This is a genomic window from Thermodesulfovibrionales bacterium (genome assembly GCA_035686305.1).
Taxonomy (GTDB): Bacteria; Nitrospirota; Thermodesulfovibrionia; order Thermodesulfovibrionales; family UBA9159; genus DASRZP01.
Map to the genome: position 1 here is coordinate 20,295 of DASRZP010000093.1, position 25,114 is coordinate 45,408.

Consider the following 25,114-nt stretch of genomic DNA (forward strand, 5'->3'; position numbering starts at 1 on the left):
ACAGACCCCTCATGACGGACTTTCAGAGGCGGTGTAGCTCAGATGGTTAGAGCATGCGGCTCATATCCGCAGTGTCCGGGGTTCGATTCCCTGCACCGCCATTTTCCTCTCCCCTAACCCCCTAATAGGGGCTTCCTTTTCTTTCATAAGGCTTTACTGCCAAGTAGGGCACAAAAACAGCATTTACCCTGATGCCTTATGAGTGTGCATTTCTTGTTGACTTTATTGAAGCCATTTATTACTATATCACCATAAGGTGATATATGGAACCCTTCATCCTTCAGTCAAAGGCTATCTCGGACCCCACCCGTGTCAGGATGCTCAAACTGCTTGAGAGGGGCGAACTGTGTGTATGTGAGATTATGGAAGTCTTAGACCTTGTGCAATCCACAGCCTCTAAACATCTGAACATCCTAAAAATGGCGGGACTTGTGGAGAGCCGTAAGAACGGGACATGGTCATACTATCACCTTTCAGAGAAATCCCGTGAGCATAACAAGGATTTCCTCAAGTTCATTGCCCTGCATCTTAATGATGATGAAGTTATCACTCAGGACAGAAAGCTCCTCAATACCAAAAAGAAGAAGACCTGCAAATAATCAGGAGATAGAAGACACCATGACGGAAGGCATAGCAAAGAGACTTTCATTCCTTGATAGATTTCTTACCCTATGGATATTCCTTGCGATGGGTATTGGGGTGTCTATGGGTTACTTTGTTCCTAGCATTGAGGCTTTCATCAACAAGTTTCAAGTAGGCACAACCAATATCCCGATTGCCATAGGGCTGATACTGATGATGTACCCACCGCTTGCAAAGGTCAGGTATGAAGAGATGGGTGAGATTTTCAGAAACAAGAGAGTCCTTGTCCTATCGCTCATACAGAATTGGGTCATCGGTCCTATCCTGATGTTCCTTCTTGCCGCCATTTTCCTCAGAGGATATCCACCATATATGGCAGGACTAATCCTTATTGGTCTTGCGAGATGTATCGCTATGGTGATTGTGTGGAACGATCTTGCCTGTGGTGACAGGGAGTACGCTGCTGCATTGGTAGCCTTCAATTCTATTTTCCAAGTCCTGTTCTTCTCGGTATATGCCTATATCTTCATGACAGTCCTGCCTCCTTTGGTTGGTCTGAGGGGTGAGGTCGTCAATGTGACTATCGGAGAAATCGCCAAGAGCGTATTCGTTTATCTTGGAGTTCCCTTTTTCGCAGGGATGCTAACACGGTTTAGCCTATTGAGGATAAAAGGGCAAGAATGGTATGAAAAAAAGTTTGTCCCGAAGATGAGCCCTATAACCTTGATAGCCCTTCTGTTCACCATAGTGGTGATGTTTACCCTCAAGGGAAACTACATCGTTCAGTTACCATTGGATGTCATCAGGATAGCGATACCCCTTGTTGTTTATTTTGTCCTGATGTTCCTTGTCTCTTTCTATCTTGGGAGAAGGTTTGGGGCAGGGTATGAGAAGACCACTACGCTTTCGTTCACAGCAGCAAGCAACAATTTTGAACTTGCCATAGCAGTTGCAATATCGGTATTCGGTATCAATTCAGGACAGGCATTCGCAGCGGTCATCGGACCCCTTGTTGAAGTTCCCGCCCTAATTGCATTAGTCAATGTTGCTCTTCTCTTTCAGAGAAAGTATTTCCCGAGTCAGTATTGTAAGGTCGTGGGGGTTAAATCACCTTAGGGAAGAGCGTTGAGAGGGACAGCGTGAAGATAGCGGTTTTCGGTGACATACACGGCAATATTGAGGCACTGAAGGTAGCCTACGATAGTGTTATATCGGCAAAGGTTGACAAGATATATCATCTCGGCGACCTGGGTGGGTACGCTCCGTTTGTCAATGAAGTTGTTGATTTCATCATCGAGCATGGCATAGAAGGTGTTCAGGGCAACTATGACTTGAACGTTGCCTATGACAACGAACACTGTGGTTGTAAGTATGAGGACCCGATTCAGGCTGACATGGCAGATAAGTCCTTTGAATGGACAAAACGACACGCTACCCAGAAATCAAAAGATTTCATGAAAAGCCTTCCCGAATCAATATCATTTACGTCAGGGGGAAAGAAGGTCGTGTTGTTCCACGCCACTCCCCATAAGAACAATCTGTATTGGTATGAGGAACGACCTGAGAAGTTCTTCCTTGAAATGTTTGTGAAAACGAAGGCTGATGTGATGATATATGGTCATACCCACAAGCCCTATCGAAAAGATATCGGGGCAAAAGTTTTCATCAATGCGGGAAGCGTAGGGAAGCCAAAAGACGGAGACCCACGGACATGTGTAACGTTGGTTGATATTACCGATAATGAAGTTAGACATGAGTTTCTTAGGGTGCCTTACGATGTAGGGAGGATGGTTTCCTCTATCCTTTTAAGTGGATTACCCGCTGCTTTAGCCGATAAACTCAAGGAAGGCCACTAATGTTGCCTTAAGAAGTTGTCTTACGTCCGTCCCTGAGAGAATGACTCAACAGCCTTGCGGACAATAAAAAAATACGAGGTACGAACCGAAGCATAATCACACCAGGGAGATACTGTTTGTCTTCCCCACGCTATCCTTCGAAATAACTCATTGTGTAAGAGTCTGGACTTCATCATTCTGACAGTCTCAGAACAGTCTCAGAACAAGTTTCATTTCTTCCTGGAGGCGACGCGAGTTGATGTGTGATATCAGTATCGATGCTCTGCCAAGTCGTGCAAATCAAGTAACGACCGCACTTGATATCTACTGTTCTATTGGATTTCAAGATTCCCAACAGTAACAGTTCCAGCGCTTATAGTCACGGTCCCTGAAATCGATGTGTACCCAATATTATCAGTATATGAAGGGTCGTAACCACCTTCAATCGTTACCATAACATCACGGGTGAAGTTGACGATTTCGGAGAAATATCCTGTGCAAGCCTGAATGGTATCTCCGCTAACAACGGTATCATAAGCAGCGTCGATGGAAGAAAAGTACGAAAGCGGTGATACGCCAAAGATTCTTATGGGTTGGTTTGCGAACACGTCGACGGTAGCTGTAGCGTTCTTGCCGCTATATATGCCTGTAACCGTGTGTGAACCGGTAACGGTCGCGGTGCAGCTAGCGCCCGTGCATGAGCCGTCCGGCGTAATCGAGAAGGTTGTTGAAGCGGTCACGTCACCGAGGCTGTTGTCGTACTGGTCAAAAGCCGTGGCAGTAAAGCTCTGGCCGATTCCTGCCGTGGTCGTTGCCGATGCAGGACTGACCGTGATATGGTCAAAGGGTCCGGCATCTATCGCCAGCGTCGCCGTGGCAGTCTTTCCACCGTAAGTTCCGGTTACTGTATGCGAACCTGCAACGATCGATGCACAGGCGGTTGCTGTGCATGAGCCGTCCGGCGTAATCGAGAAGGTTGTTGAAGCGGTCACGTCACCGAGGCTGTTGTCGTATTGGTCAAAGCTCGTCGCCTTATAACTCTGGCTGCCCCCTGCCGTGATCGTTGTCAATGAGGGACTGATCGTGATATGGTCAACAGTACCGGTGCTCGCTGTAAACACAACATCGACCCAGTAATTCATTCCACTGTATCCCTGGGTTGGCTGGTTGGGAAAACTGCTGGTTGTACCATAGTGATACACGGCGTTGTAGCCGTCTGTCCCGTCCTGCAGTGCCCGGAGGGGTGGATTGTAATAGCTGGAGGTGGATAAGTACCCGCTGTCAACCGCATAATGTCCAACATTGGTATGGTAAGAGGCAATGTACGTAGTATTCTCATTGATGGCGACAGGGGTCGGCAGGGCAACCTGCTGCCAGCCTGAGGCTGTCTCATTGGTGAAGGTGACGCTCGCAAGGAGTGTCCCCATGCTCGTCCAGAGATTGCCGATGTGGGTGCCGGTATTCGTCGCTCCCTTGTAGAAACGCAGTCCCGTGATGTAGCCGTTCACATCACTGCGGAATTTAAGTCCCACTTCTATGGCATTGGTGTCCGTTGATATAACGGATGGCACCGTTGTGTTACTCCAGAGGGTGAAGGTGTCGAAGACCTGAAGGGTGAAGGTCTGGGTGTCGGTCCCCAGGCTGTTTGCAGCCTGAACCGTAACAGTATACTGACCGGCTGAGCCTGAGGGTGGGATCCCCTGTATGAGTCCTCCAACCGGGTTAATAGTCAACCACGAGGGAGCCTGGATCAGGCTGTAGGTTGGAACAGGAATCGCACGGGCATTTACATTATACGTATAGGGCAATCCGACATGGGCGAATATAGTCGGGGTAGAGTATATCTGGGGAGACGTTTGAGCACAGTAGGCAGGCAGGAACGCACTGAGGGACGTGAACCACGGGACAGCCATCTTGTTATAGCCGGACTGGATCGGATGAAGACCGTCCCAAAGGTCTCCGGGATAGGTAAGGGCATCCTCCTCGTCGACCATGATGATTTTATCGCCATTGGCTATGCGGGTTTGAGCCATTGCCTGCACGGCGTCGTTATAAACATGTGTAGGCCCGGTAAGAGGATCCTCACCCCCTTCCCGTATGATCCGGGCGAGAAGAACCGTTATGTTCTTGTCAAAGGCAAAGATTTTATCGAGTATGCCTGAAATATAACTTACACTTTGACAGTCGTTTGCGACGTCATTGGTGCCGATATGGAGTAAAACCACTTCAGGTGGATTTGCCGCCAACCAGCTTGATATATACTGAATCACCTGGCCAACTCCGGCAGGACATCCGGCTGTCCATCCGGGGTGGCCCTCGTTATCGGCATCAAAGAGCGGAGTCAGCAGGTTGCCGAACTGCATGCTGCCGACGAAATCAACATCGTAATTCGAGCCTGCCAAATCTAAATAGAGCGTCTGGCGATATGATGCCATATGGTCATAGTCTGTAGATACGACCAGACCATTACAACATCCTTCGGTTATCGAATCACCGACAGGCATGATCCGTATGGACCGTGAGCAGGTTTCACAATAGGGCCTTGCCAGGTAGTAATGTGAACTGACCTCGTTCTGTGTCAGGACCCGGTTATAGACCGCGACCTCATCAATGCTCCCTGTGAAGTGATATCCACTTGATCCGCTCTGGTTTAACCAGCCTATATTGAGAGGTACCGGCGAAGAAAAACCGCCAGGGGTAGTAATGCCTGAGGATGTGGCATCCAACTGGCCGTCCACATAGAGACTCATGGAGCCATTTACTCCGTCCCTCACTGCTACGATGTGGCGCCACTTGCCGGTGTTCAGCAGTTTGCCGCCCTGTACATAGCCGCCAGCATTAAACTCATCCTGCACATTGAAGGCCGCGGTGCCGCCGTTCATGCATGCCACCCACAGGCTGAGGCTGCCTGTCGGCGTGTCATCCCTTCCCAGAAGGACCTGTTTCCCCGAACAGGTATTTGTCGCGTCGGTCTTCATCCACAGCTCGATGGAAAAACTGTCGGCAGGACCAAAATCAAATGAACTGTCATTCGCCGCATTCACGTTCGTGCTTTGGGTAAACTGCTGGGCGCCGTTGACGACACCGGTTATGACCGTTGGACAGGTTGTGCAGGTCGCCGTGCTTGAGCCTGCTGAGTCGGCATAAGAAGACCCCTCTGTCTCGTCAAACTTCCAGTAGTGGATCATGTTTGAAGGGCACGACAGGGTTACCGCAGCGCCGGCATCCTCCGTTATGCTGAAGAGCATTGATAACAGCAACATCAGTCCCAGGGCGAGCTGTTGTCTGAAAAATGTTCCTTGACGGATTCGAACTTTGCTACGGAAAAACCAGATTATTCTTTGCAATGCGCAGCAACCTCACTGATTTGTTGTAACAAACTGCCTGACGAAATCTCAATGACATTAAACGGCTCACAGTAAAAGCAAGAACAATGCCAATTTCTGTTTTGCAATTGGTCCGAATGAAAGGCGTATATGCGCATACGCAGTGGTCGGTGTACTCCGCGGTCCAACTGTTTCGGACATTGTCCGTCAGGTCAAGTAGTGGCAACTACAACTCATGAGCCGCTCTGCAATGCCTTCTGATAGAACTTGCCGACATACTCTTTCACCATTCTTCTCGCACTGAACCGATAGCCCGTCGTCTTGATCGCTTCTTTCATCACCTTGACCCATTCAACGGGTGTGCCATCATCTCTGACCCTATAGTAAAGCGGCACAACCTTCTGCTCCAGGAGCGTGTAAAGTTCATCGGCGTCTGCAGCGTCCCTGTCCTCGTCTCCGTGGTCCCTCGATCCAAAGGCCCAGCCGTTGGCACCGCTGTATCCCTCGATCCACCAGCCGTCAAGGATGCTCAGGTGAGGGACACCGTTGATCGAGGCCTTCATGCCGCTTGTCCCACAAGCCTCCAGAGGCGGCAAGGGGGTGTTGAGCCATGCGTCAACGCCGTGAGTCAAATACTGAGCGAGCTGCTCGTCATAGTCCTCGACAAAGGCGATCCTGCCCGCCAGCTGACGATCCGCAGCAAAGGAGAAGACGCTCTGGAGGAGCCTCTTGCCAGGATCGTCGGCGGCGTGGGCTTTGCCGGCGAATACAATCTGGACAGGCCTCCAGCGATCCAGAAGAAGCGGCTTCAGCCGGTTCAGGTCATGAAAAATAAGGTTGGCCCGCTTGTATGTGGCGAATCGCCTGGCAAACCCAAGAGTAAGGGCCGTGGGGTCAAGCAGAACCCCCCCTGCGACAATATTCTTCGGATCCACGGTATTCTCAGCCCAGCGGTGGCGAACCCTGTCCCTGATGGCGTTGATCAGCTTCATCTTGCGCCAGACATGAAGTTCCCAGAGCTGGCGGTCGGGTATCTCGTCTATGAGTTGCCACATCACAGGATCGTCATGGTTCTGGAGCCACTCGGGATCGAGATACCGACTAAAGAGCTCCTCCACCTTTGGATCCACCCAAGTAGGGACGTGAATCCCGTTCGTCACGACTTCGATGGGTACTTCCTGAGGTTGAACCCCGGGCCAGAGCGGCTGCCACATATGGCGAGCAACCTCCTGGTGCCTCTGGCTCACGGCGTTACGATAGGAGGACATCCGGAGTGCAAAGGCGGTCATGTTGAATCCCTGGCCGGGCGAACCGGGATGCGTGCCCAGCGTCATGAAGGCGTCGCGGTCGAGGCCGAGGCCGGGATAGTATCCGCCGAAGTATCTGTCCATGAGATGAAAGGGGAAGACATCGTGGCCGGCTGCCACGGGGGTGTGGGTTGTAAAAACTGTTGTCCCTTTCACCTCGCGCGAAGCTTCGTCATAACTCATGCCCCTCTGAACACGCTCCCGAATGCGCTCCAGGATTGCAAATGCCGGGTGTCCCTCGTTGAGATGGAGCACGGAGTGTTCTATTCCCAAGGCGCTAAGCGCCTCGCTGCCCCCGATGCCGAGTACAATCTCCTGCCTGAGCCGCTGCTCCAGGTCCCCAGCGTAGAGGTGGGACGATATCAAACGGTTCCAGGGGTCATTCTGTTCGATGTCAGTGTCGAGCAGGAAAAGGGTGACCCGTCCGACCTCAACCTTCCAGATCGAGACATGCACCGGCGGGTCCATGACGGGCACCTTAACAAGGAACTGCCGTCCCTGTGGGTCGAGGACCCGCTCTATCGGTGCGGCTTCGCGCTCAAGGGGCTCGTCCACGCTTTCTTGCCAGCCGTCGGACCTCACCCGTTGGCGAAGATAACCTTCCGGATACATGAAGCCTACCCCCACGATGGGCACGCCGAGGTCGCTACATTCCTTCAAATGGTCTCCCGCGAGAAAGCCGAGACCACCCGCGTAAAAAGGCAGGGAGTGATGCAAGCCGTATTCGGCTGAGAAATAGGCGATCGGCGTGCACTCCTGTCCTTCCGTCGCTTCAGTGAACCAGCAGACCCTGGAACGGGTCTCCTTGTGGAATCGGGCGAGAATGACGTCGTAGTGGTGGAGATACTTCGGGTCTTCTGCGGCCGCCTCAAGCACCGCGCTGGGTAGTTCCTTCAGCATCTTGACAGGGTTGTGGCGGCTCTCCTTCCAGCCTTGCCGATCCAGCATCTTGAACAGCATCCTCGCAGGGTGGTGCCAGCTCCACCAGAGGTTATAGGCCAGCTCAGCGAGTCCGGAGATGCGCTCAGGGAGATTTATGCCTTTGAGATCGCTCATGAGTGCCTCTGCATTATCTTAGCTCAGCGGGACACAATCTTGCTTACCGGACTACTCCCCGGGAATGGCGCAAAGTAGTGGGAGTGTTGCCCCTTTCCCCCTGCGATGACGATCTGCAAATATTCAGGGGTGAGGGTGATCGGAACAAGGGTATCAGGGGTGACTACGTTAAATTTTTCTCTAAAGGCTGCCTGATTAGGGCACCCCTTTGCCCAGGAAGAAAAGGGAATGCGGGCCTTTTCCCAGATGGCCTTCCTGATCTGGTCTTTGGTCCAGCCAGCCTTTGCATAGATCTCCGCATGCTCAGGACCCAGCCCTATGATGTGAGATTGTTCCATCTGGCTTGTCCAGCACGGGCCGCCAATGCTCAGAAGTGGAGAGACCGCATGGCTGAACCAGTTTGAAAGCTCCTCAGGGGTTGAACTCCACAAATCCACCACATTTGTGGGGGGCCAGATGCCCATCACGGTTACCACACTGTCATCCTTCTTAAAGCCCTTGTCAACATGGTACGGACGCCAACCCTTGGGAAGAGCGTCCTCATTCTCCCCAAATATCCAGGCAACAAAATCCGCGGGTGAGCCGAGAGTGGTCTTCTTCGGCGACGGAGGTTTTGAGCCGCCCACAACGGCTGCAATCAAATCAATGGCATAACCGATGGACGCATTGGCATGGTGCATTCTGCTGGCAGCCCCCTGACTGTAGGCGAGGCCGATCTCTTTCACAATCGGTCCGTTCACGATCACCAGTGCCCCGATGGAGCCTGTGGATGTCGCTGAGCCACGCCAGTTTGCCTCAGGTGAAATGAGCGCCTCCATGGCCGCGATGAGCACAGGCATATATTCAGGCTTGCATCCGGCCATTACTGCATGGGCCGCTACCAACTCAACGGTAAGGGAGCCCATTCTCGGTGGAACCTGACCCAGAACCTGATCAGGTCTACGGCTGGTTCCCTTAAGCATCTCTGACACTTTCTCCGGGGTAGGCGCCATGATAGGCAGACCAAGGGACCACCCTCTTTCAAAAAACAGAGTATTGATGTCCTCATGCATACCTTTGAACATAAGTGTCTCAGCCGGATATGTAAGTTTCTTGGGCGGCATTTCTGCCACGGGTTTCCACTTTATTGCGGCATCAAGGATAGCCGGAAAAACATCTTTGGCCTTTTGCGTGATCTCCTCGATCGGAATTCCCCCCATCGGATGGGGCACAACGACAAAGCTCATATCAGCCGCGCCTTGACTCATTGCGGTATCCTTGGACAGACCGACAAACTCAGATGTGGCGATGGAAACAGTGGGAATGCCCATCCTTTCCAGATTCAGCTGGTCAACTACCAGCCACGAGGTGCAGGAGCCTCAATCGGCCTGGCCGGCAATTACAAGATCGGGTCTAAATGCAGCTATGCGCTGTGCAAGCTGCCTGCTCTTTTCCGGATTCTGGCTGATGATCTTAACTTCCGGGGCCTCTTGCCAGGCCTTAATAATCTTGATGTTCTTCACATTTTCTATGAGGAGAGCCGCGACTTGGTTCAGGAAATTATCCCCGTTCTGTTTTCCATTCCATTGGAGCACCACCGTCTTTCCTTCAAGGCTGACCGGATGAGGATTGACCTTCATCGGTTCAATGTTAACGACACCCTCAGGGTTGATGAGCTTCACTTCATCGCCTCCCTCCCGGGATGATGTGATGGCAGGCAAGAACAAGAGAGCAACTGAGAAAAAGAGTATCCCAAAGCCTATGAGGTTCCTTCTTTTCATCATGACATCCCTCCTTTGCGGTTAAGGCAGTCATTTCTCGACAGGGTATCCGGCCTTCATCCATCCCCTGATGGATGGATCAACCAGAACCTTCACGTTGCTAAATCTCATCTCTCTTAACCGTTCTGCCAGTTCGGAAGCGTCAGCCTCGCCAGGGCCGCAATCACAATAGGTTACTATCATTTTGTTCCGGGGGAACCGTCTGACGTTTTCTTCCGTTAGTCTCGCACTCCAGGGAAAGGAGATGGCTCCCTTAATGTGCCCCTTGTCATAGACGGCCTTGGGCTGTGCGTCGAGAATCACAATATCGGCCCCCCTGTCCATCTCCTCCTTCAGTTCGTCTATCGTAATGCGCGGAATATCTTTATGTGCTGAGCCGTCCTGGCAGGATATGCACGTGTCCCTCCCCGGCGCTTCACCTTGGAGTCCTTCATCGTAAGGAAGAAGGAACGTCGGTTCTTGCCACGCGAGCATCATAAAGGCAAAGAGAACAACGAGGTTTCTTACGTCACAATGCTCCACTGTAGGCAGCCCCTTTTTACTTAAATGATATCAAATTTCCGGCTGTAGCGAAGTGGCACTCGGAGACTTGCAAAATCCACAATTCCACAGCTCTCACCTGACCTTTTATTCCCGTTGAAACGCCTTTTCCTCCCACCTCAAAGCAGACGCTATTGTGCAGGCCGCTGGTACCGACGATGTTCATTTTCCCTCCTGCCATCACGGTCTTCAAGCAATGTGTTCACTTCGTCTTCTGAGAGTTCAGCCACCTTCAGCAAAAGTTTTGCCCGTTTTTCCAATTGTTCGGGTTTGCCCGTGCTGCACAGTGCCCCAGCCAGACCTTCCACCGTTGGCCACTCAAACATGTAGCGCAGCGGGAAGTCTTTGTCAAAGGCGAGTCTCATACGGGATATGACCCGAGTCGCCTGCAGGGAATTCCCACCCAGCTCGAAAAAGTTATCATGGACCCCTACGTGTCTGAGTTTGAGGACCTCGCTCCATATTCCTGCAAGTATTTTCTCGATGGGAGTACGGGGAAGGACATGTGCAGTCTCAATATCGGGCCGCCCTGAGTCAGGCGGCGGTAGTGCCTTGCGGTCTATCTTTCCGTTTGGCGTCAGAGGCAGAGCATCGAGCAGCATGAAGGAGGATGGTATCATGAAGGCGGGCAATTTTTCTGTCAGAGATTGTACAAGGGACTTCCTTAAGGCAGTGGTCATTTGCTCCTTCAGTGGGTTGTTGGCATAGGATTCCAGAGATTTCGGGCGTGAAGTCTCCTGCGGGAATGAAACAGGCGGGACGCGTCCAATCGTGGTATCCGCCGGATCGCGATACCGGAAGAGAGCATCAAAATATGCCGGCCCGCCGGCGTCCGACCATGTAATGTCCACGGCATAAGACAGATCATCACCAAGCTTCCAGAAGGCTTCAGGATGCACGGCCTCTGCCAGCATCTGCTCAACCATTTCTCTCAGTTCGCGGGCGGTACGCAGTGCTTTGTGCTCAACAAGATCGACGGCAGCAAAGGTTTCCGGAAAGGTCCGGGCGTTCGGTACACATGTCACACGCACTGCCTTTGGCATATTTTCCCGCAAATACCGGGACAAGACAGTGAGCGTCAAATTATTATTTTTCCAGTCGAGGCATCGCTGCTCTGTCGGCAGAGGCTCTTTGCCATCAATATGAAGGATACTGTCATAACGGAACCGTATTAATTCATTTTGGTGGAGGCCGCGTTTCAGCAGAGCGTCTACATGGCTGATCCTCGGAAAATAAGAGCGCAAAGAGTGAAAAAACCGAGGGTCAATGAGCAACTCTTTTTCGTGAAGTATGTCTCTGTTGACACGCTGATACAGTTCGTCGGCAGATACATTGTCCTGCGCACCCGACAAGGTGACGGAAACATGAAACGCTTCGAGGAGCGCCAGATTGCGTACGTCTCCTATAAAAATAAACCCGCCGGGCTCAACAACCTCAATCGTGCCACGGATAACTGTAACGAGATACTCTACACTGGGAAAATACTGTATGACACCATTGATGATTACTGCATCGAAACGTTGTTTGCCTACGACCCTCAGATTGTCGGCGCTGCCATGGAACAGCCTGACACGGGAACGATGATCGCCGAGGAGGTCCAGATGACGCTGTACGTAATTGAGCGCAGGCTGCGAGAAATCCATGCCCCAGTAAAGGGAGCAAAGAGGCGCCACGCGGAACAGGATGCGGCCCAGGCCGCATCCGATTTCCAGTACACGGGAGGGCTTCAGTGAAATGATTCGCTCTGCAGCACCATTGACCCATTCCCGTGTCTCAACCTCTTCAACGGGTTTTCCGGTGTAACTGCTGTTGACGCCGGCAGTGTTGGTAGCGGGATCTTTGACGTCAGGGGAATCGAGAAAGGTGCCATCATAGATTGTTTGCCATTGTTCGACCCGTTCACGTTGCATTTCCGGTGTGTGCTTCTTAATCTGCTCAAAGCCCGGGCCGGCAACGAGGTACGCTACCAATCGCTTGTCACCGGGGTTATCTTCCCGGATAATTACGACTGCCTCACGAACTGCCGGATGTTGCAAAAGAGTTGCTTCGATCTCCCCCAGCTCAATTCGAAATCCACGAAGTTTCACCTGATGGTCGATACGGCCCAAATACTCTATGTCGCCATCGGGCATCCAACGGCCTAAATCGCCTGTTTTGTATAGTCGGCTTCCGGGTTCGTCACTAAAGGGGTTTGGAATGAACTTCTCCGCAGTAAGCTCAGGGCGGTTCAGATAGCCACGGGACAATCCGGCGCCGCCTATATAGAGCTCGCCGGGTGTCCCTGCAGGCGCCGGCTGTTGATGGCGATCGAGTATGTAAACCTGGAGGTCGGGAAGGGGAAGGCCGATGAAGCTGCCTTTCTTATTTACATCGGCTACTGTCAGGGGGCGATAGGTAGCATGAACTGTGGTTTCGGTGATTCCGTACATGTTGACAAGCCGGGGATGTTGATCCCCATGGCCTTGAAACCATGGCCTCAAGCCTTGAAGTTCAAGGGCCTCGCCCCCGAGTATGATGAAGCGCAAGGAAAGGTCATTGCCCTCTCTGCCCGCGGAAAGTTCATCTGAGCGCATCAGTTGGTAGAAGGCGGAAGGAGTCTGATTGAGAACGGTTACACGCCCTTTGCAGAGCAACTCACGGAACTCTTCAGGCGAACGGCTTATGAGATAGGGGACTATTACAAGAGTCCCGCCGTACAGAAGCGCACCAAATATCTCCCAGACAGAAAAATCAAAGGCATAAGAGTGGAATAATGTCCACACATCATGCTCGTTAAAGCGAAAGAGGTATTCGGTTGCAGTAAACAAGCGAGCTATGTTACCATGGCTTACCATAACCCCTTTGGGTGTACCTGTGGAGCCTGAGGTATACATTACGTACGCAAGATTTCCGGATGTTACACCGGCAGCAGGATTCTTCGCGATCTCTTTCGATGTGGTCTCCCGGAGAATGTCCAGACACAGCATATGCGCATTACAAACGGGAAGTGTACGAAGCAGGCGCTCCTGTAACAGCAGCACGGGTACTTGTGAATCTCCGATCATAAAGCTGAGACGTTCTTTGGGATAGGCGGGGTCCAGAGGCACATATGCTCCGCCTGCCTTAAGGATGCCAAGGATGCCGATGATCATCTCCAGGGAACGCTCCACATAGATGCCTACGAGCACCTCGGGGCCGATTCCCTGCTTTATCAGGTAATGGGCCAGCTGATTCGCCCTGCGGTTCAGCTCCCGGTACGTAAGCTTCTGTTCCTCAAAGGCCACTGCAACAGCATCCGGGCTCCTTTCCACCTGCTCCTCAAAGAGCTCATGAATGCATTTGTCGGCTCGGTGCTCTCTACCGGTATTGCTCCACATAGGGTTATTACAGGGAGAGGGCCCAGAGTCATCACTGTGAGACTGGGCAGAACATGTCATGGATCCGAACTTCTCATTACTCAGCCCGTTTTTACGCATAACACACCAATAAAATTAAACCACTGGAAAAAAGGCTCTGATACTGCAAATCCGTTGCGGTTGAGCAATGCCAGGTTCTGCTGGATGCTGTACGGTATGAGCACGTCTTTCAGAGCGCCTTCCTTGCGGATGATCTCCTGTTCGGAATAGCCGTTTCTCCGCTTATAATCGTGGTACGAATCAATAAACAAATCGTTCAGGATTTCTTCCTCAAGAACGATCTTTTCAGTCAATAGCAGGGCGCCGCCAGCGACCAGGCCCTTGTAAATCCATTGTATGACCTTCTCTCTTTGCGGCGGAGGGATGAACTGCAGTGTCCAGCACAGAGTAATGACACTGGCTTTTTCGAGGGAAAGAGTTGTGAGGTCCCCGCTCAAATCGCCGTAACGCAATTCTATCCGGTTGCTCAGACCACTGTCCCTGACCTTGCGTTCGGCTTTTTTAATCAAGGGAAGAGAACTGTCATAACCAATAAAGCGCGCTGCTCCGTCAAACTCCCTGCAAAGGTTGATAATCGTTGTGGCAGTAGAGCAGCCGAGATCGTAAACATATGTCTCCGGCTTCCAGAACCTCTTGGCGAGTTTGACGACAATGCGTTGCTGCTCCTCATAAAAGGGGATGCTCCGTTGCAGCATGTCGTCGAATACCTCGGCGACTTCTTCGTCGAATTCAAATTTTCGGGATGCTGAGCCGGATGATTGAAAAATAGTATCTCTCTTCACAGTCTAACCTCTTTCACCACTTACTTAAGATTCACATAAATCGGCGGTTATGTCAATTCCCGACGTGTCTTCTCAACAAGCGGAAAGAGGAGGGAGAGAAACCGAACAGATAAGGGTAAGGAGTCCGGAGACGGACGATGAGAACCGTCCTGGACCTTTTAATGACATTCTTTCGGAACGGTCATTCACCGATTCGCCTTGGCCGCACCGGCACTTATCACGTTTTATGGCTTCCCTGTGACATCGGGAGTCTATTTTCCCTTTGCCTTTCGTGACTTTTGTTTCACCACTCTGGTAAACTTTCTGTGCGCTGCGGCTGCTCCTGTAAAGCATAAGAATGATCTTTTCAAGAAATCACGATTCGGTATGACATTGTGAAGGAGAGAATGAACTACGATAACGCCATTCGTTATCTCTATGCCCTTCAAAAGCACGGCATCAAACTGGGGCTCGATAATACAGTAAGGCTCCTTTCGCTCCTGGGCAATCCTCACTCCTCTTTCCGATCAATCCATGTCGCGGGCACGAATGGAAAGGGATCAACTTCGGCAATGATCGCCTCGGTATTACGAGAAGCTGGTTTCAGGGTGGGGCTCTTCACATCCCCGCATATCGTGAGCTTCACGGAGAGGATACGGGTCGACGGCGTCGAGATCAGGGAACAGGAAGTTGTGGGGCTTACGGAAGAGATACGAGATGTCATAGCGCATAGTCAACAGTCAGATCGGTCCCCTTCCATAGACCCTTCCCTTGGGGAGGGAGGAGGTGATTTTTTACCCACCTTTTTCGAATTCGTTACATCGATGGCCTTTCTTTACTTCATGAGGAAGGGAGTGGAATGGGCAGTTGTGGAGACGGGCATGGGTGGAAGACTGGATGCAACGAACATCCTTACCCCCCGTGTCTCCGTGATAACGCATATCAGTTATGACCACCGGGAATTTCTTGGCGAGACCTTGAGAGAGATAGCAGGGGAGAAGGCGGGGATTATAAAGAGCGGGGTTCCCGTTGTCTCCTCTGCGCAGGAGCCTGACGCTTTGGAGATCATTATGGAAAAGGCCTTTGAGAAGGGTTCTGCTCTCCTTCTCCCCGGGAGAGACTTTTTCTTCCGTCTCGAGGCGAGTGATATGGAGGGGATTACCTTTCACTATAAGGGCTCGAAAACCTATGATCGTTTATATGTTCCCCTCTGCGGAATGCATCAGGCTAAAAACGCATCTGTAGCGCTTCAGGCAATAGAAGTCCTTATGAACGAAGTGCCCATCTCTCCACAATCGGTCAGGGACGGTCTTGCCAAGACCACGTGGCAGGGACGATTGGAACTGATCAGGAAGGGAGAGGGCGGGTATGACCTGCTCATTGACGGCGCCCACAACGCCGCTGCATCGCGCGCCCTCGCTGATTCTTTGACACGGTTCTTTGTCCCTTCCTATGGCAGGATAATCCTGATACTCGGCATCATGGCAGACAAGGACATTCCAGGAATCATGGGGCCCATTTTGCCGATCGCTTCCGAGATTATCTTTGCGGCTCCTGACTATGCCAGGGCAGCTTCCCCTGAGGAACTCTCCGGACATGCAAGAATGCTCGGCTTTAGGTCAACGGCTGCGCCTTCGGTGAAAGAGGCGATGCAGGAGGCGATCAGGAAGACAGAAACCCTTCCCGAACCCGGCCGGCGCGATCTCATAGTGATTACCGGTTCATTCTATACGATCGGAGAGGCAAAGATGGCTCTCGGCCACCGGGGCGTTCTTGCGAGTTTGAGGGAATGAGAATCCCCCGCCAAGGGGTGGAGGGACTTGGGGAAAAGGTAGTTATCTTCTCCTCCTTTCTCGTCGCTCTCTGGTCTCTGCTCTTTTTTGTTGCCACCTGCCTCGCAGAGGAAGCGACGTCCATACAGTCGGATTCCCTTGAGTTCGAAGAAAAGACCTCTACCTACACGATAAAGGGTCACGCTAAAATTATCAAAGGCTTAGCAACCCTGGAAGCTGAGGAGATCAGATACAACGAAAAGACCGGTGAAACGACTGCAGAGGGCAATGTCGTCTATGGCGACCAGCATGTCAGAATAAAGGCAGAGCGGGCCGAACTGAACCTCGAATCAAAAACGGGCACCCTCTATGATGCAGAGATCTTTTCGAAAAAGGAGAATTCCCATGTCAGAGGAGTCGAGATAGAGAAGACCGGGGACAAGGAGTACCGCTTGAAGACGGCTTCATTTACTACGTGTGATGCTCCGATACCTGCATGGTGCTTTAAGGGAAGGGATGTTGATCTTATCGTCGGTGACCAGATCCATGCCAAGGATGTTGTGTTCACCATAAAGGATCAACCGGCGTTCTACTCGCCCTATTTCACCGCGCCCGTCGGCAATGAGAGGAAGACAGGCCTCCTTTTGCCGACCTTCGGAGTCATAAAGGGAAAGGGCTTCCATTACGAACAGCCTCTTTACCTCGTCCTCGCGGAAAACAGGGACGCCACGTTCCTCCTCGATACATACAGCAATAGAGGCGTTGGAGAAGGGGTCGAATACCGCTTCATCGAGACCGATAACTCAAAGGGAAATTTCTGGATCTATCATATTCGGGACAGTAAGTTTGCGGATAACTTCTGGGACTTCCGGGGAGTTTACGAAAACCGTGACAGCGGCAGGGACATAGGCGGCTTCCTGAACCTGAATTACATGAATTCAAGGAATTTCTATAGTGACTATAATCCCTATATCGTCACAAAGAAGGGCCTCGTGGATACCGTCACATACTTCAATCAGACTACCGGAAGATTCCTCGAATCCACCGGAGAGGCATCACTGAAGCTCGACAATTCCAGGATATATCTCACGCCCCAGTATCTTGTCGACCTGAAGAGCGGGCTCGACGAATCCACGATTCTCCAGAAGCTCCCCGAAGTCGGTTTCTTTGCAGAACCCAGGAGGATAGGCCCCCTCGTCTTTTCGCTCAACTCCTCCTTTTCCAACTTCTGGAGAGACCAGGGTACGAGCGGCCTGAGATTCGATCTCTTCCCCAGGGTCTCATATTCCTTCGGAAGAGAGATCACGATCATGCAGACCCTCGGATTGCGGGAGACGGCGTACTCTCTTTCAAGGAACGCCGGAACTGACGACACTCCTCACCGCGAAAACCTTGACTACACCCTTACGGCCAATGCCCGACTTATCAAGCAGTATCCGTCCTTTCTCCACATCCTCGAGCCTTCCGTCGGTTTCGCCTATATCTCGCCTGCCGGTTCGAATCTGCCGGTCTTTGATTCTACCGAACTCTATTCAAAGACTGCGACCTTTGCCCTCTCGCTCTACAACAGATTCCTGGACAAGAATGGCGAATTCCTGACGGTGAGGGCTGTTCAGGGTCTTGATTTTTACAAGGATGACAACCGTTGGATCCCTCTCGAGGTTGATGCGGTGCTCAAGAGACCTATGCCCATCAAGAGTTCGGTGACGTATGATGTGGATAAGGGAAGGTTAGTGAACGCCATCTCCGACGTCGGGATTAAGATACTTGATCAGATATCACTCTCCCTGGGCGAAAGGTACGAGAGAACGCAAGACATATTATTTTACACCTTTGGACTCAGTACTGCTCTCTCAAAAAAGATCACGGCTGAGGGGAGTTTTTGGTACGATGCAAAACATGGAGGGCTGCAGGATATCGTAACAAAAGTGAAGTACCGGGAACAGTGCTGGAGCATGACGTTCGTTGTTACGAAACGGCAGAGTGATTATAGCTTCACCGTTCTTTTTGACCTTCTCGGAATCGGCAGCCTGAAATTGTAATACGGGGTCCTTGGCAGGTCATCGCAACTTCTTCAGGGGAGACATCGAGAGCCGGAAAGGGCCGTCAAGGGGCCTCCTTCGCTTCGAGCTTTTTGATGATCCCTTCTGTCAGTCTCACAGCCTCTGATATTGAGGTCTGATCGGTCTCTATGAGAAGTTCCGGATTGAACGGTTCCTCATAGGGAGCCGATACCCCGGGTACGGGCGCTCCTGCTCCGCTCTTTGCATAAATGTCCCTCGGCGCCCCGTGGGATTCGGCCCGCTTTCTCTCCCGGCTGACGCAGAGATCGAGAGGACACTTCAGGTATATTTCACCATATCTCCCTATCAGTCTTCTCGCAAGCTCCCTCCATCGCTTCAGGTTCCCCGTTGCGTCTATGATCACGCTATGACCGTGTTTCACAAGGGCGTAAGCCGTGTATACGAGACAGCGGTAAACGAGGTCCCTTTCTCCTTCCGAATACGTGGGTTCGGGAGTAACGATCTTCCTCAGCTCGTCCATGCGCAGTATGATGAAATGAGGATGGATCTCCTTTATCCCTTCGGCCAGGGTACTCTTCCCGCTTCCCGGAAGACCTGTTATCCATAATGCGATAGGGCTCATGCCTGACGACATCTTATCACAGCTCACCGGAGAATGTCATAAGACCTCTGTCTTGCAGGAATTCCGCTTATTCTTGACGTCCTCTCTTTGTGATCGCCTCTCATTCCTTGAGAGTGTCCAAAGTGTGCTATAATGATACATCTTCGTTGATTCATCCTCAGGAAATGCGATGATAAAACACCATGCCATAGGAATTGACCTCGGAGGCACCAATCTGAGGGTAGGCCTCGTATCAGAGGGGGGCAGCATCGTGGAAAAAATTAAGGTGCCTTCCCTCGAAGGGATTGAGGAGCCTCTCCTCCATGCGATCTCCGAAGTATTCACCGACGATGTTGCGGCAATAGGCATCGGTGTGGCGGGGCTCATAAACAGGGAAAGGACTGCCGTTGATGTCTCTCCCAATCTCCCCTCGATTGAGGGGGTGAAGATCGTCGATGAGGTGCGTTCGAAATTCGGCGTACCCGTTGTTATCGAAAATGACGCGAACGTCGCTGCCGTCGGTGAAAAGTGGACAGGCGCCGGACGGGACTTTAAGAATTTCGTCCTCCTCACCCTGGGGACCGGCATTGGAGGAGGAGTCATTCACGACGGGATGCTCATGGACGTTTCCGCCGAGTTGGGACATATGAGCATCATCGCAAACGGGGTGAAATGCTCATGCGGGAACTACGGGTGTCTGGAATCGTACGCCTCTGCAAGGGCAATTCTCGGCTATGCCGTCACCGCACTCGAACACGCCTCGCAAAGCATCCTCAAGGAACTCTATCAGGGCAATATCTATAAACTGACTCCCGAGGATATTTACAAGGCAGCACTTGAGGGTGACAACCTTTCACGGGATGTTCTGCGGGAAGCCGGGAAATACCTTGGCGTCGGGATCTCGAACTGCATAAACATCTTCAGCCCTGAAGCGGTCATTCTTGGGGGAGGACTCATCGGGGCCTGGAATATCTATATCAAAGAGGCGATCAGAGAGGCATCCAAAAGGACCTTCAAGAAGCTCTTTGACAGCATCCAGATCATCCCTTCTTCCCTCGGCGATAATGCCGGGATTATGGGAGCTGCATACCTTGCCCTTCACAGCGGAGATGAATAATGAACCTCATCTATTCCCGTCGGCGTTCATCCCTCGTCCCTTCCTCCTAGCGCTATGCCTGAACATATAAGGAACTTTTCGATAATCGCACATATCGACCATGGGAAGTCGACCCTTGCGGACCGGCTGCTGGAATATACTGGCGCCTTGACCTCGAGGGAGATGATGGCCCAGGTCCTTGACTCGATGGATCTCGAAAGGGAACGGGGCATCACGATCAAGGCCCATGCAGTGCGGCTTCATTACGCGGCCGACGACGGAGAGGAATACGTATTGAACCTCATCGATACGCCAGGCCATGTGGACTTCTCCTACGAGGTTTCAAGGAGTCTCGCCTCCTGCGAAGGGGCTTTGCTCATTGTCGATGCGACGCAGGGCGTCGAGGCCCAGACCGTTGCGAATACCTACCTCGCCACAGAGCACAATCTCGAGATAATTCCGGTCATCAACAAGATAGACCTTCCTGCATCCGAGCCTGACCGGGTCAAGGAGCAGATAGAAGAGGTCCTGGGCATAGAAAGTTCAGACGCTATCCTTGCAAGTGCGAAGGAAGGCTTAGGCACAAAAGAGATCCTCGAGGCGATCGTCAGAAAGGTCCCTCCTCCTTCAGGGAATCCCGACAATCCTCTGAAGGCACTCATCTTTGATTCATGGTTTGACAATTATCAGGGCGTCATTGTTCTCGTCAGGCTCTTTGAAGGAAGAGCACGGCCGGGTATGAAGATACGGCTCATGATGACGGGGAAGGACTTTGAGGTCTCGCACGTTGGGGTCTTCACCCCGAAGATGGTGCCCGTTGAAGAGATTTCTGCGGGGGAGGTTGGATACATCATCGCCGGGATCAAGAGCGTGAACGAGACACAGATTGGAGACACCATAACCGACGCCAGTCATCCCGCCACCGAACCCTGTCCCGGCTATCGGGAGATAAAACCTATGGTCTTCAGCGGACTCTATCCGACGGAGACCCATCAGTATGAAGGATTGAAAGACGCCCTCGAAAAGCTGAGGCTCAATGACTCTTCCTTCTCCTATGAACCCGAGACATCGTCGGCCCTGGGCTTCGGGTTCAGGTGTGGATTCCTCGGTCTCCTCCATATGGAAATCATCAAGGAGAGACTTGAGCGTGAATTCGGTCTTTCACTCATCAGCACCGCGCCGACCGTCATCTACAGGGTGACTGGCGTGAAGGGGAATGTCGTCTTCGTAGATAATCCGACCTTGCTGCCAGAAAAGTTCCTCAGCATAGAGGAACCCTTCGTCGCGATAACCATATTTGTGCCGCAACCCTATATCGGTCCTATCCTTGAACTCTGCCAGGAAAAGCGCGGTACCCAGAAGGAGTTCACCTTTATCGGCAAGGAGAGGATCATGGTCGTCTATGAGGTTCCCCTCAACGAAATTCTCTGGGACTTCTATGACAGGCTGAAATCCATCTCCAAGGGCTATGCCTCGATGGACTACGACTTTGTTGGATTCAGGGCATCCGATCTCATCCGCCTTGACATCCTCCTGAACGGAGAGCCCGTGGATGCCCTTTCCTTGATCGTCCATAGGGACAAGGCATATTATAAGGGCAGGCAGATAGCAGAAAAGTTGAGAGAAGTCATTCCGAGGCAGCTCTACGAGGTTGTGATACAGGCGGCGATAGGGAGCAAGATCATCGCGAGGGAAAGCGTCAAGGCCCTGAGAAAGGATGTCCTCGCAAAGTGCTATGGCGGTGATATCACGAGGAAAAGGAAGCTCCTCGAAAAGCAGAAGGAAGGAAAGAAGCGCATGAAACAGGTGGGGCGGATAGAGGTCCCCCAGGAGGCCTTCCTCTCCGTACTGAAGGTAAAGTGACGACGAGACACGCTAAGGAGGAATAAGAAAGAGTGAAAAGAGACAAGAAAGCGATTCTCTGGGAATACACAAAGGCCATTGTAACGGCCCTTCTCCTCGCCCTCTTCATCAGGGCATACTTCATCCAGGCGTTTAAGATCCCCTCAGGCTCCATGATCCCCACGCTCCTGATAGGAGACCATATCCTCGTCAATAAATTCATCTATGGGACACCTATCCCCTTTTCGGACAAGAGGGTCCTTGTCTTCAGGAAGCCGGAAAGAGGTGATATAATAGTGTTTAAATATCCGGAAGACCCGAGCAGGGATTTCATCAAACGGGTGATTGCCGTCGAGGGAGATATGATCGAATCGAGGAATAAGATCATCTATGTAAACGGAAAACCGGCGAGCGAGCCTTTTATCCAACATACCGACGATTCCGTCAGACCCGGGGGCATTGAGCCGAGAGACAATTTCGGTCCCCTTATCGTGCCCAAAAACAAATTCTTTATGATGGGAGACAACCGTGACCAGAGTTATGACAGCAGATATTGGGGATACGTTGATATGAAAGAGATCCGCGGAAAGGCACTCATCATCTACTGGTCCTGGGACAGCAAGAAGACCTTTCCGAGATTCGAAAGGATTGGGAGGCTGGTGCGATGAAAGTGCTTCGAAATCAACAGGGATTCATAAAAGCTCTCCTGACCATGGCGTTCATGGCGGCGACCGTTTATGTGGGAATCCAGTTCGGAAGACCTTACTACCAGTATGAAACCTTCAAGACCGAGGCAAAAGAGATTGCAAGGATCGAGCTCGGTGATGTCGAGAAGACACGGGCCAAGATCTACGAGTCTGCACAGAGTTTCAACATACCCGTTAAGGAAAAGGACATCCTCGTCACGAAGAAAGCGAACCTCGTCCAGGTTAAGACCGCATGGTCTGCTGAAGTCGACATCTTTGGACTCTATCAGAGGACACTGCACTTTACTCTCGACATAGAGGCATAACGTTGTTTACCGGTCTCATTTCAGAGATGGGGGATGTCATATCGCTGATGCGGAAGCGGTCAGGTGCATCTCTTACGGTAAAGGCTGTAACCTTGCAGCAGGATGCCGTCATAGGCGACAGTATCTCCATAAGCGGAGCATGTCTCACGGTAACAAACCGTCGGGGCGATCTCCTCACCTTCGATCTTTCCGAAGAGACACTGAGGTCCACGAATCTCGGAGAGCTCAAGGGAGGAGATAAGGTCAATCTTGAACCATCGCTGAGGGCCGACGGAAAATTGGGCGGTCACTTTGTTACGGGTCATGTAGACGCCGTGGGAAAGGTCCTCTCGAAGACTGTTGTCGGCGACACGCTCAAGATTGTTATCGGTGCGCCTTCGGACGTAACGGGACTTCTCGTCGGTAAGGGATCGGTGGCGGTCGACGGAATAAGCCTTACTGTCGTCGACGTTTCCGAAGATACCTTTAGTATCGTCATTATCCCTCACACGGCAGCTGTCACGACCATCGGCTTGAAAGGCATAGGAGAGACGGTAAACCTTGAAGCCGATATCATCGGCAAATACGTTGCACGGTTTCTTGCCGGAGGCAGGACAAAGGCGACAGGGGGAGACGATAAGCTTATGCAGTCTCTGACGAAGGCAGGGTATATCTAATCAAGGGACCGCATAGGAAGAGTTACTAAGGAGACCATAAGTATAGTAGCACTGTCTGTCACTCCGGCTTGTCCGGAGTCGTTCTTCAGAAAGATTCCCGACAAGGGGGAATGACACATTACGAATGAGCTTATGGGTGAGTTAAGGAGGTAGGGCTTTGCAGAAATATACGTTCAACACGATTGATGAGGCTATCAAGGATATAGCGAGGGGCAAGATGGTCATCCTCGTCGACGATGAGGACAGGGAGAATGAAGGTGATCTCTGCATGGCTGCAGAGAAGGTGACGCCGGCAGCCATCAACTTCATGGCAAAGCACGGCAGGGGCTTGATCTGCCTCTCGCTCACCCCTCAGCGCGTGGAAGAGCTGAACTTGCCGATGATGACCGATGCAAACACGTCCCAGTTCGGCACGGCCTTTACCGTCTCGATAGAAGCGAAGAAGGGAGTTACTACAGGGATCTCTGCCGCTGACAGGGCAACAACGATACTGACGGCTATCGACCCGAAAATGACCGCTGAAGACCTTGCAAGGCCCGGCCATGTCTTTCCTCTCCGCGCAAAGCCGGGCGGAGTCTTGCAGAGGGCCGGCCAGACCGAGGGATCTGTCGATCTCTCAAGACTTGCAGGTCTCTATCCCGCCGGTGTAATCTGCGAGATCATGAGCGATGACGGTACCATGGCGAGGGTGCCCGAGCTCATGGAGTTTGCTGCAAGACATCACCTGAAGATCGTGACGGTGAAGGACCTTATTCACTTCAGGATACGGACTGACCGGTTCATCAAGAGGGTCTCTGATGTGAAACTTCCTACCGACCACGGAGAGTTCAGGGCTGTCGCCTATACGAATGACATGGATTCGAATGTCCATATCGCTCTCGTGAAGGGAGAGATAAAGCCTGAGGATCCGGTATTGGTGAGGGTCCACTCGGAATGCCTCACCGGCGATGTCTTCGGATCGAAGAGATGCGATTGCGGGGAACAACTCCACAGGGCAATGGCGATGATCCATAAGGCCGGGAAGGGCGTTATCCTTTATATGAGGCAGGAGGGCAGGGGCATAGGCCTGGCGAACAAGCTGAGGGCCTATGAACTCCAGGACAAGGGACTCGATACTGTCGAGGCAAACCTGAAGCTCGGGTTCAAACCCGACCTGAGGGATTACGGTATCGGCGCCCAGATCCTTGTGGACCTCGGCGTCAGGAAGATGCGCCTCATGACCAACAACCCCAAGAAAATCGTCGGCCTTGAAGGATACGGTCTCAAGGTCGTCGAGAGGATGGCGATCGAGACGAGCCCTCACGAGAAGAATATCATCTACCTCAAGACAAAGAAGAAAAAACTCGGCCACATGCTCGAGAACGTCTAGACTTGTTTGAAGTGGGACAGGATATTTTGTATCTCCTTTCGTCATTGTCTCGAAAATGACGTCCTCATCTTTAAGAGCCTTTATTTCTTGTGTCGATGTATATTCAGCAAGATATATATAACCGGCAAGAAAGTATAAATTGTCTCTCGTGCTCTATGGCAACAATCCTTAGTCCTTATA

Annotated in this window: 19 protein-coding genes and 1 tRNA gene; 12 read left to right on the forward strand and 8 right to left on the reverse strand. The window is 51.8% G+C overall.

Annotation, left to right across the window (positions count from 1 at the left end):
• Positions 1-27 precede the first annotated feature (27 nt).
• From VFG09_10775 to VFG09_10790, 4 genes are all read left to right on the forward strand, one after another.
• Positions 28-101: transfer RNA gene (locus tag VFG09_10775), tRNA-Met, on the forward strand.
• 162 nt (positions 102-263) lie between these two features.
• The gene (locus VFG09_10780; GenBank protein HET6515634.1) at positions 264-599 is read left to right on the forward strand and encodes a metalloregulator ArsR/SmtB family transcription factor; all 336 of its coding nucleotides are present in this window, start codon (positions 264-266) and stop codon (positions 597-599) included.
• A 19-nt stretch (positions 600-618) separates the two neighbouring features.
• The gene (arsB, locus tag VFG09_10785; protein ID HET6515635.1) at positions 619-1,698 is read left to right on the forward strand and encodes an ACR3 family arsenite efflux transporter; all 1,080 of its coding nucleotides are present in this window, start codon (positions 619-621) and stop codon (positions 1,696-1,698) included.
• A gap of 23 nt (positions 1,699-1,721) precedes the next feature.
• Complete coding sequence (locus VFG09_10790) at positions 1,722-2,438, forward strand: metallophosphoesterase family protein (protein HET6515636.1); 717 nt, start codon at positions 1,722-1,724, stop codon at positions 2,436-2,438.
• A 311-nt stretch (positions 2,439-2,749) separates the two neighbouring features.
• Here VFG09_10790 and VFG09_10795 read toward each other — a convergent pair whose 3' ends face one another.
• From VFG09_10795 to cmoA, 7 genes are all read right to left on the reverse strand, one after another.
• On the reverse strand, positions 2,750-5,665 hold the full coding sequence (locus VFG09_10795; GenBank protein ID HET6515637.1) for a DUF4082 domain-containing protein: 2,916 nt from the start codon (positions 5,663-5,665) through the stop codon (positions 2,750-2,752).
• Positions 5,666-5,976: 311 nt separating this feature from the next.
• Positions 5,977-8,106, reverse strand: coding sequence for an alpha-glucan family phosphorylase (glgP, locus tag VFG09_10800; GenBank protein ID HET6515638.1), 2,130 nt, complete (start codon positions 8,104-8,106; stop codon positions 5,977-5,979).
• Positions 8,107-8,129: 23 nt separating this feature from the next.
• Positions 8,130-9,353 carry a hypothetical protein gene (locus tag VFG09_10805; protein ID HET6515639.1) on the reverse strand — a complete coding sequence of 408 codons (1,224 nt, stop codon included), beginning with the start codon at positions 9,351-9,353 and terminating at the stop codon, positions 8,130-8,132.
• A 111-nt stretch (positions 9,354-9,464) separates the two neighbouring features.
• Positions 9,465-9,869, reverse strand: a complete 405-nt coding sequence (locus VFG09_10810) for a hypothetical protein (protein ID HET6515640.1) — start codon at positions 9,867-9,869, stop codon at positions 9,465-9,467.
• A 27-nt stretch (positions 9,870-9,896) separates the two neighbouring features.
• Positions 9,897-10,388 carry a rhodanese-like domain-containing protein gene (locus tag VFG09_10815; protein ID HET6515641.1) on the reverse strand — a complete coding sequence of 164 codons (492 nt, stop codon included), beginning with the start codon at positions 10,386-10,388 and terminating at the stop codon, positions 9,897-9,899.
• 149 nt (positions 10,389-10,537) lie between these two features.
• Positions 10,538-13,696, reverse strand: coding sequence for an amino acid adenylation domain-containing protein (locus VFG09_10820; protein HET6515642.1), 3,159 nt, complete (start codon positions 13,694-13,696; stop codon positions 10,538-10,540).
• A 146-nt stretch (positions 13,697-13,842) separates the two neighbouring features.
• The gene (cmoA, locus tag VFG09_10825; protein HET6515643.1) at positions 13,843-14,583 is read right to left on the reverse strand and encodes a carboxy-S-adenosyl-L-methionine synthase CmoA; all 741 of its coding nucleotides are present in this window, start codon (positions 14,581-14,583) and stop codon (positions 13,843-13,845) included.
• Between the two features lie 386 nt (positions 14,584-14,969).
• On the opposite strand from cmoA, the gene VFG09_10830 reads away from it, so the two are divergent.
• Positions 14,970-16,355, forward strand: coding sequence for a folylpolyglutamate synthase/dihydrofolate synthase family protein (locus VFG09_10830; protein HET6515644.1), 1,386 nt, complete (start codon positions 14,970-14,972; stop codon positions 16,353-16,355).
• Positions 16,352-18,376 carry an LptA/OstA family protein gene (locus tag VFG09_10835; GenBank protein HET6515645.1) on the forward strand — a complete coding sequence of 675 codons (2,025 nt, stop codon included), beginning with the start codon at positions 16,352-16,354 and terminating at the stop codon, positions 18,374-18,376. The genes VFG09_10830 and VFG09_10835 overlap by 4 nt, the downstream gene beginning before the upstream one ends.
• Positions 18,377-18,440: 64 nt before the next feature.
• Here VFG09_10835 and VFG09_10840 read toward each other — a convergent pair whose 3' ends face one another.
• Positions 18,441-18,980 (reverse strand): adenylyl-sulfate kinase, encoded by a 540-nt coding sequence (locus tag VFG09_10840; GenBank protein ID HET6515646.1) that lies wholly within the window; start codon positions 18,978-18,980, stop codon positions 18,441-18,443.
• A gap of 169 nt (positions 18,981-19,149) precedes the next feature.
• Here VFG09_10840 and VFG09_10845 point away from each other — a divergent pair, with 169 nt between their 5' ends.
• From VFG09_10845 to VFG09_10870, 6 genes are all read left to right on the forward strand, one after another.
• Positions 19,150-20,076 (forward strand): ROK family protein, encoded by a 927-nt coding sequence (locus VFG09_10845; protein HET6515647.1) that lies wholly within the window; start codon positions 19,150-19,152, stop codon positions 20,074-20,076.
• A gap of 54 nt (positions 20,077-20,130) precedes the next feature.
• Entirely contained in the window at positions 20,131-21,918 is a 1,788-nt protein-coding gene (gene lepA, locus VFG09_10850; GenBank protein ID HET6515648.1) for a translation elongation factor 4, read from the forward strand.
• Positions 21,919-21,950: 32 nt separating this feature from the next.
• Entirely contained in the window at positions 21,951-22,565 is a 615-nt protein-coding gene (lepB, locus tag VFG09_10855) for a signal peptidase I (protein ID HET6515649.1), read from the forward strand.
• Complete coding sequence (locus tag VFG09_10860; protein ID HET6515650.1) at positions 22,562-22,909, forward strand: hypothetical protein; 348 nt, start codon at positions 22,562-22,564, stop codon at positions 22,907-22,909. The genes lepB and VFG09_10860 overlap by 4 nt, the downstream gene beginning before the upstream one ends.
• Before the next feature lie 2 nt (positions 22,910-22,911).
• Positions 22,912-23,565, forward strand: coding sequence for a riboflavin synthase (gene ribE, locus VFG09_10865; GenBank protein ID HET6515651.1), 654 nt, complete (start codon positions 22,912-22,914; stop codon positions 23,563-23,565).
• Positions 23,566-23,722: 157 nt separating this feature from the next.
• On the forward strand, positions 23,723-24,934 hold the full coding sequence (locus tag VFG09_10870) for a bifunctional 3,4-dihydroxy-2-butanone-4-phosphate synthase/GTP cyclohydrolase II (protein ID HET6515652.1): 1,212 nt from the start codon (positions 23,723-23,725) through the stop codon (positions 24,932-24,934).
• Positions 24,935-25,114 lie beyond the last annotated feature (180 nt).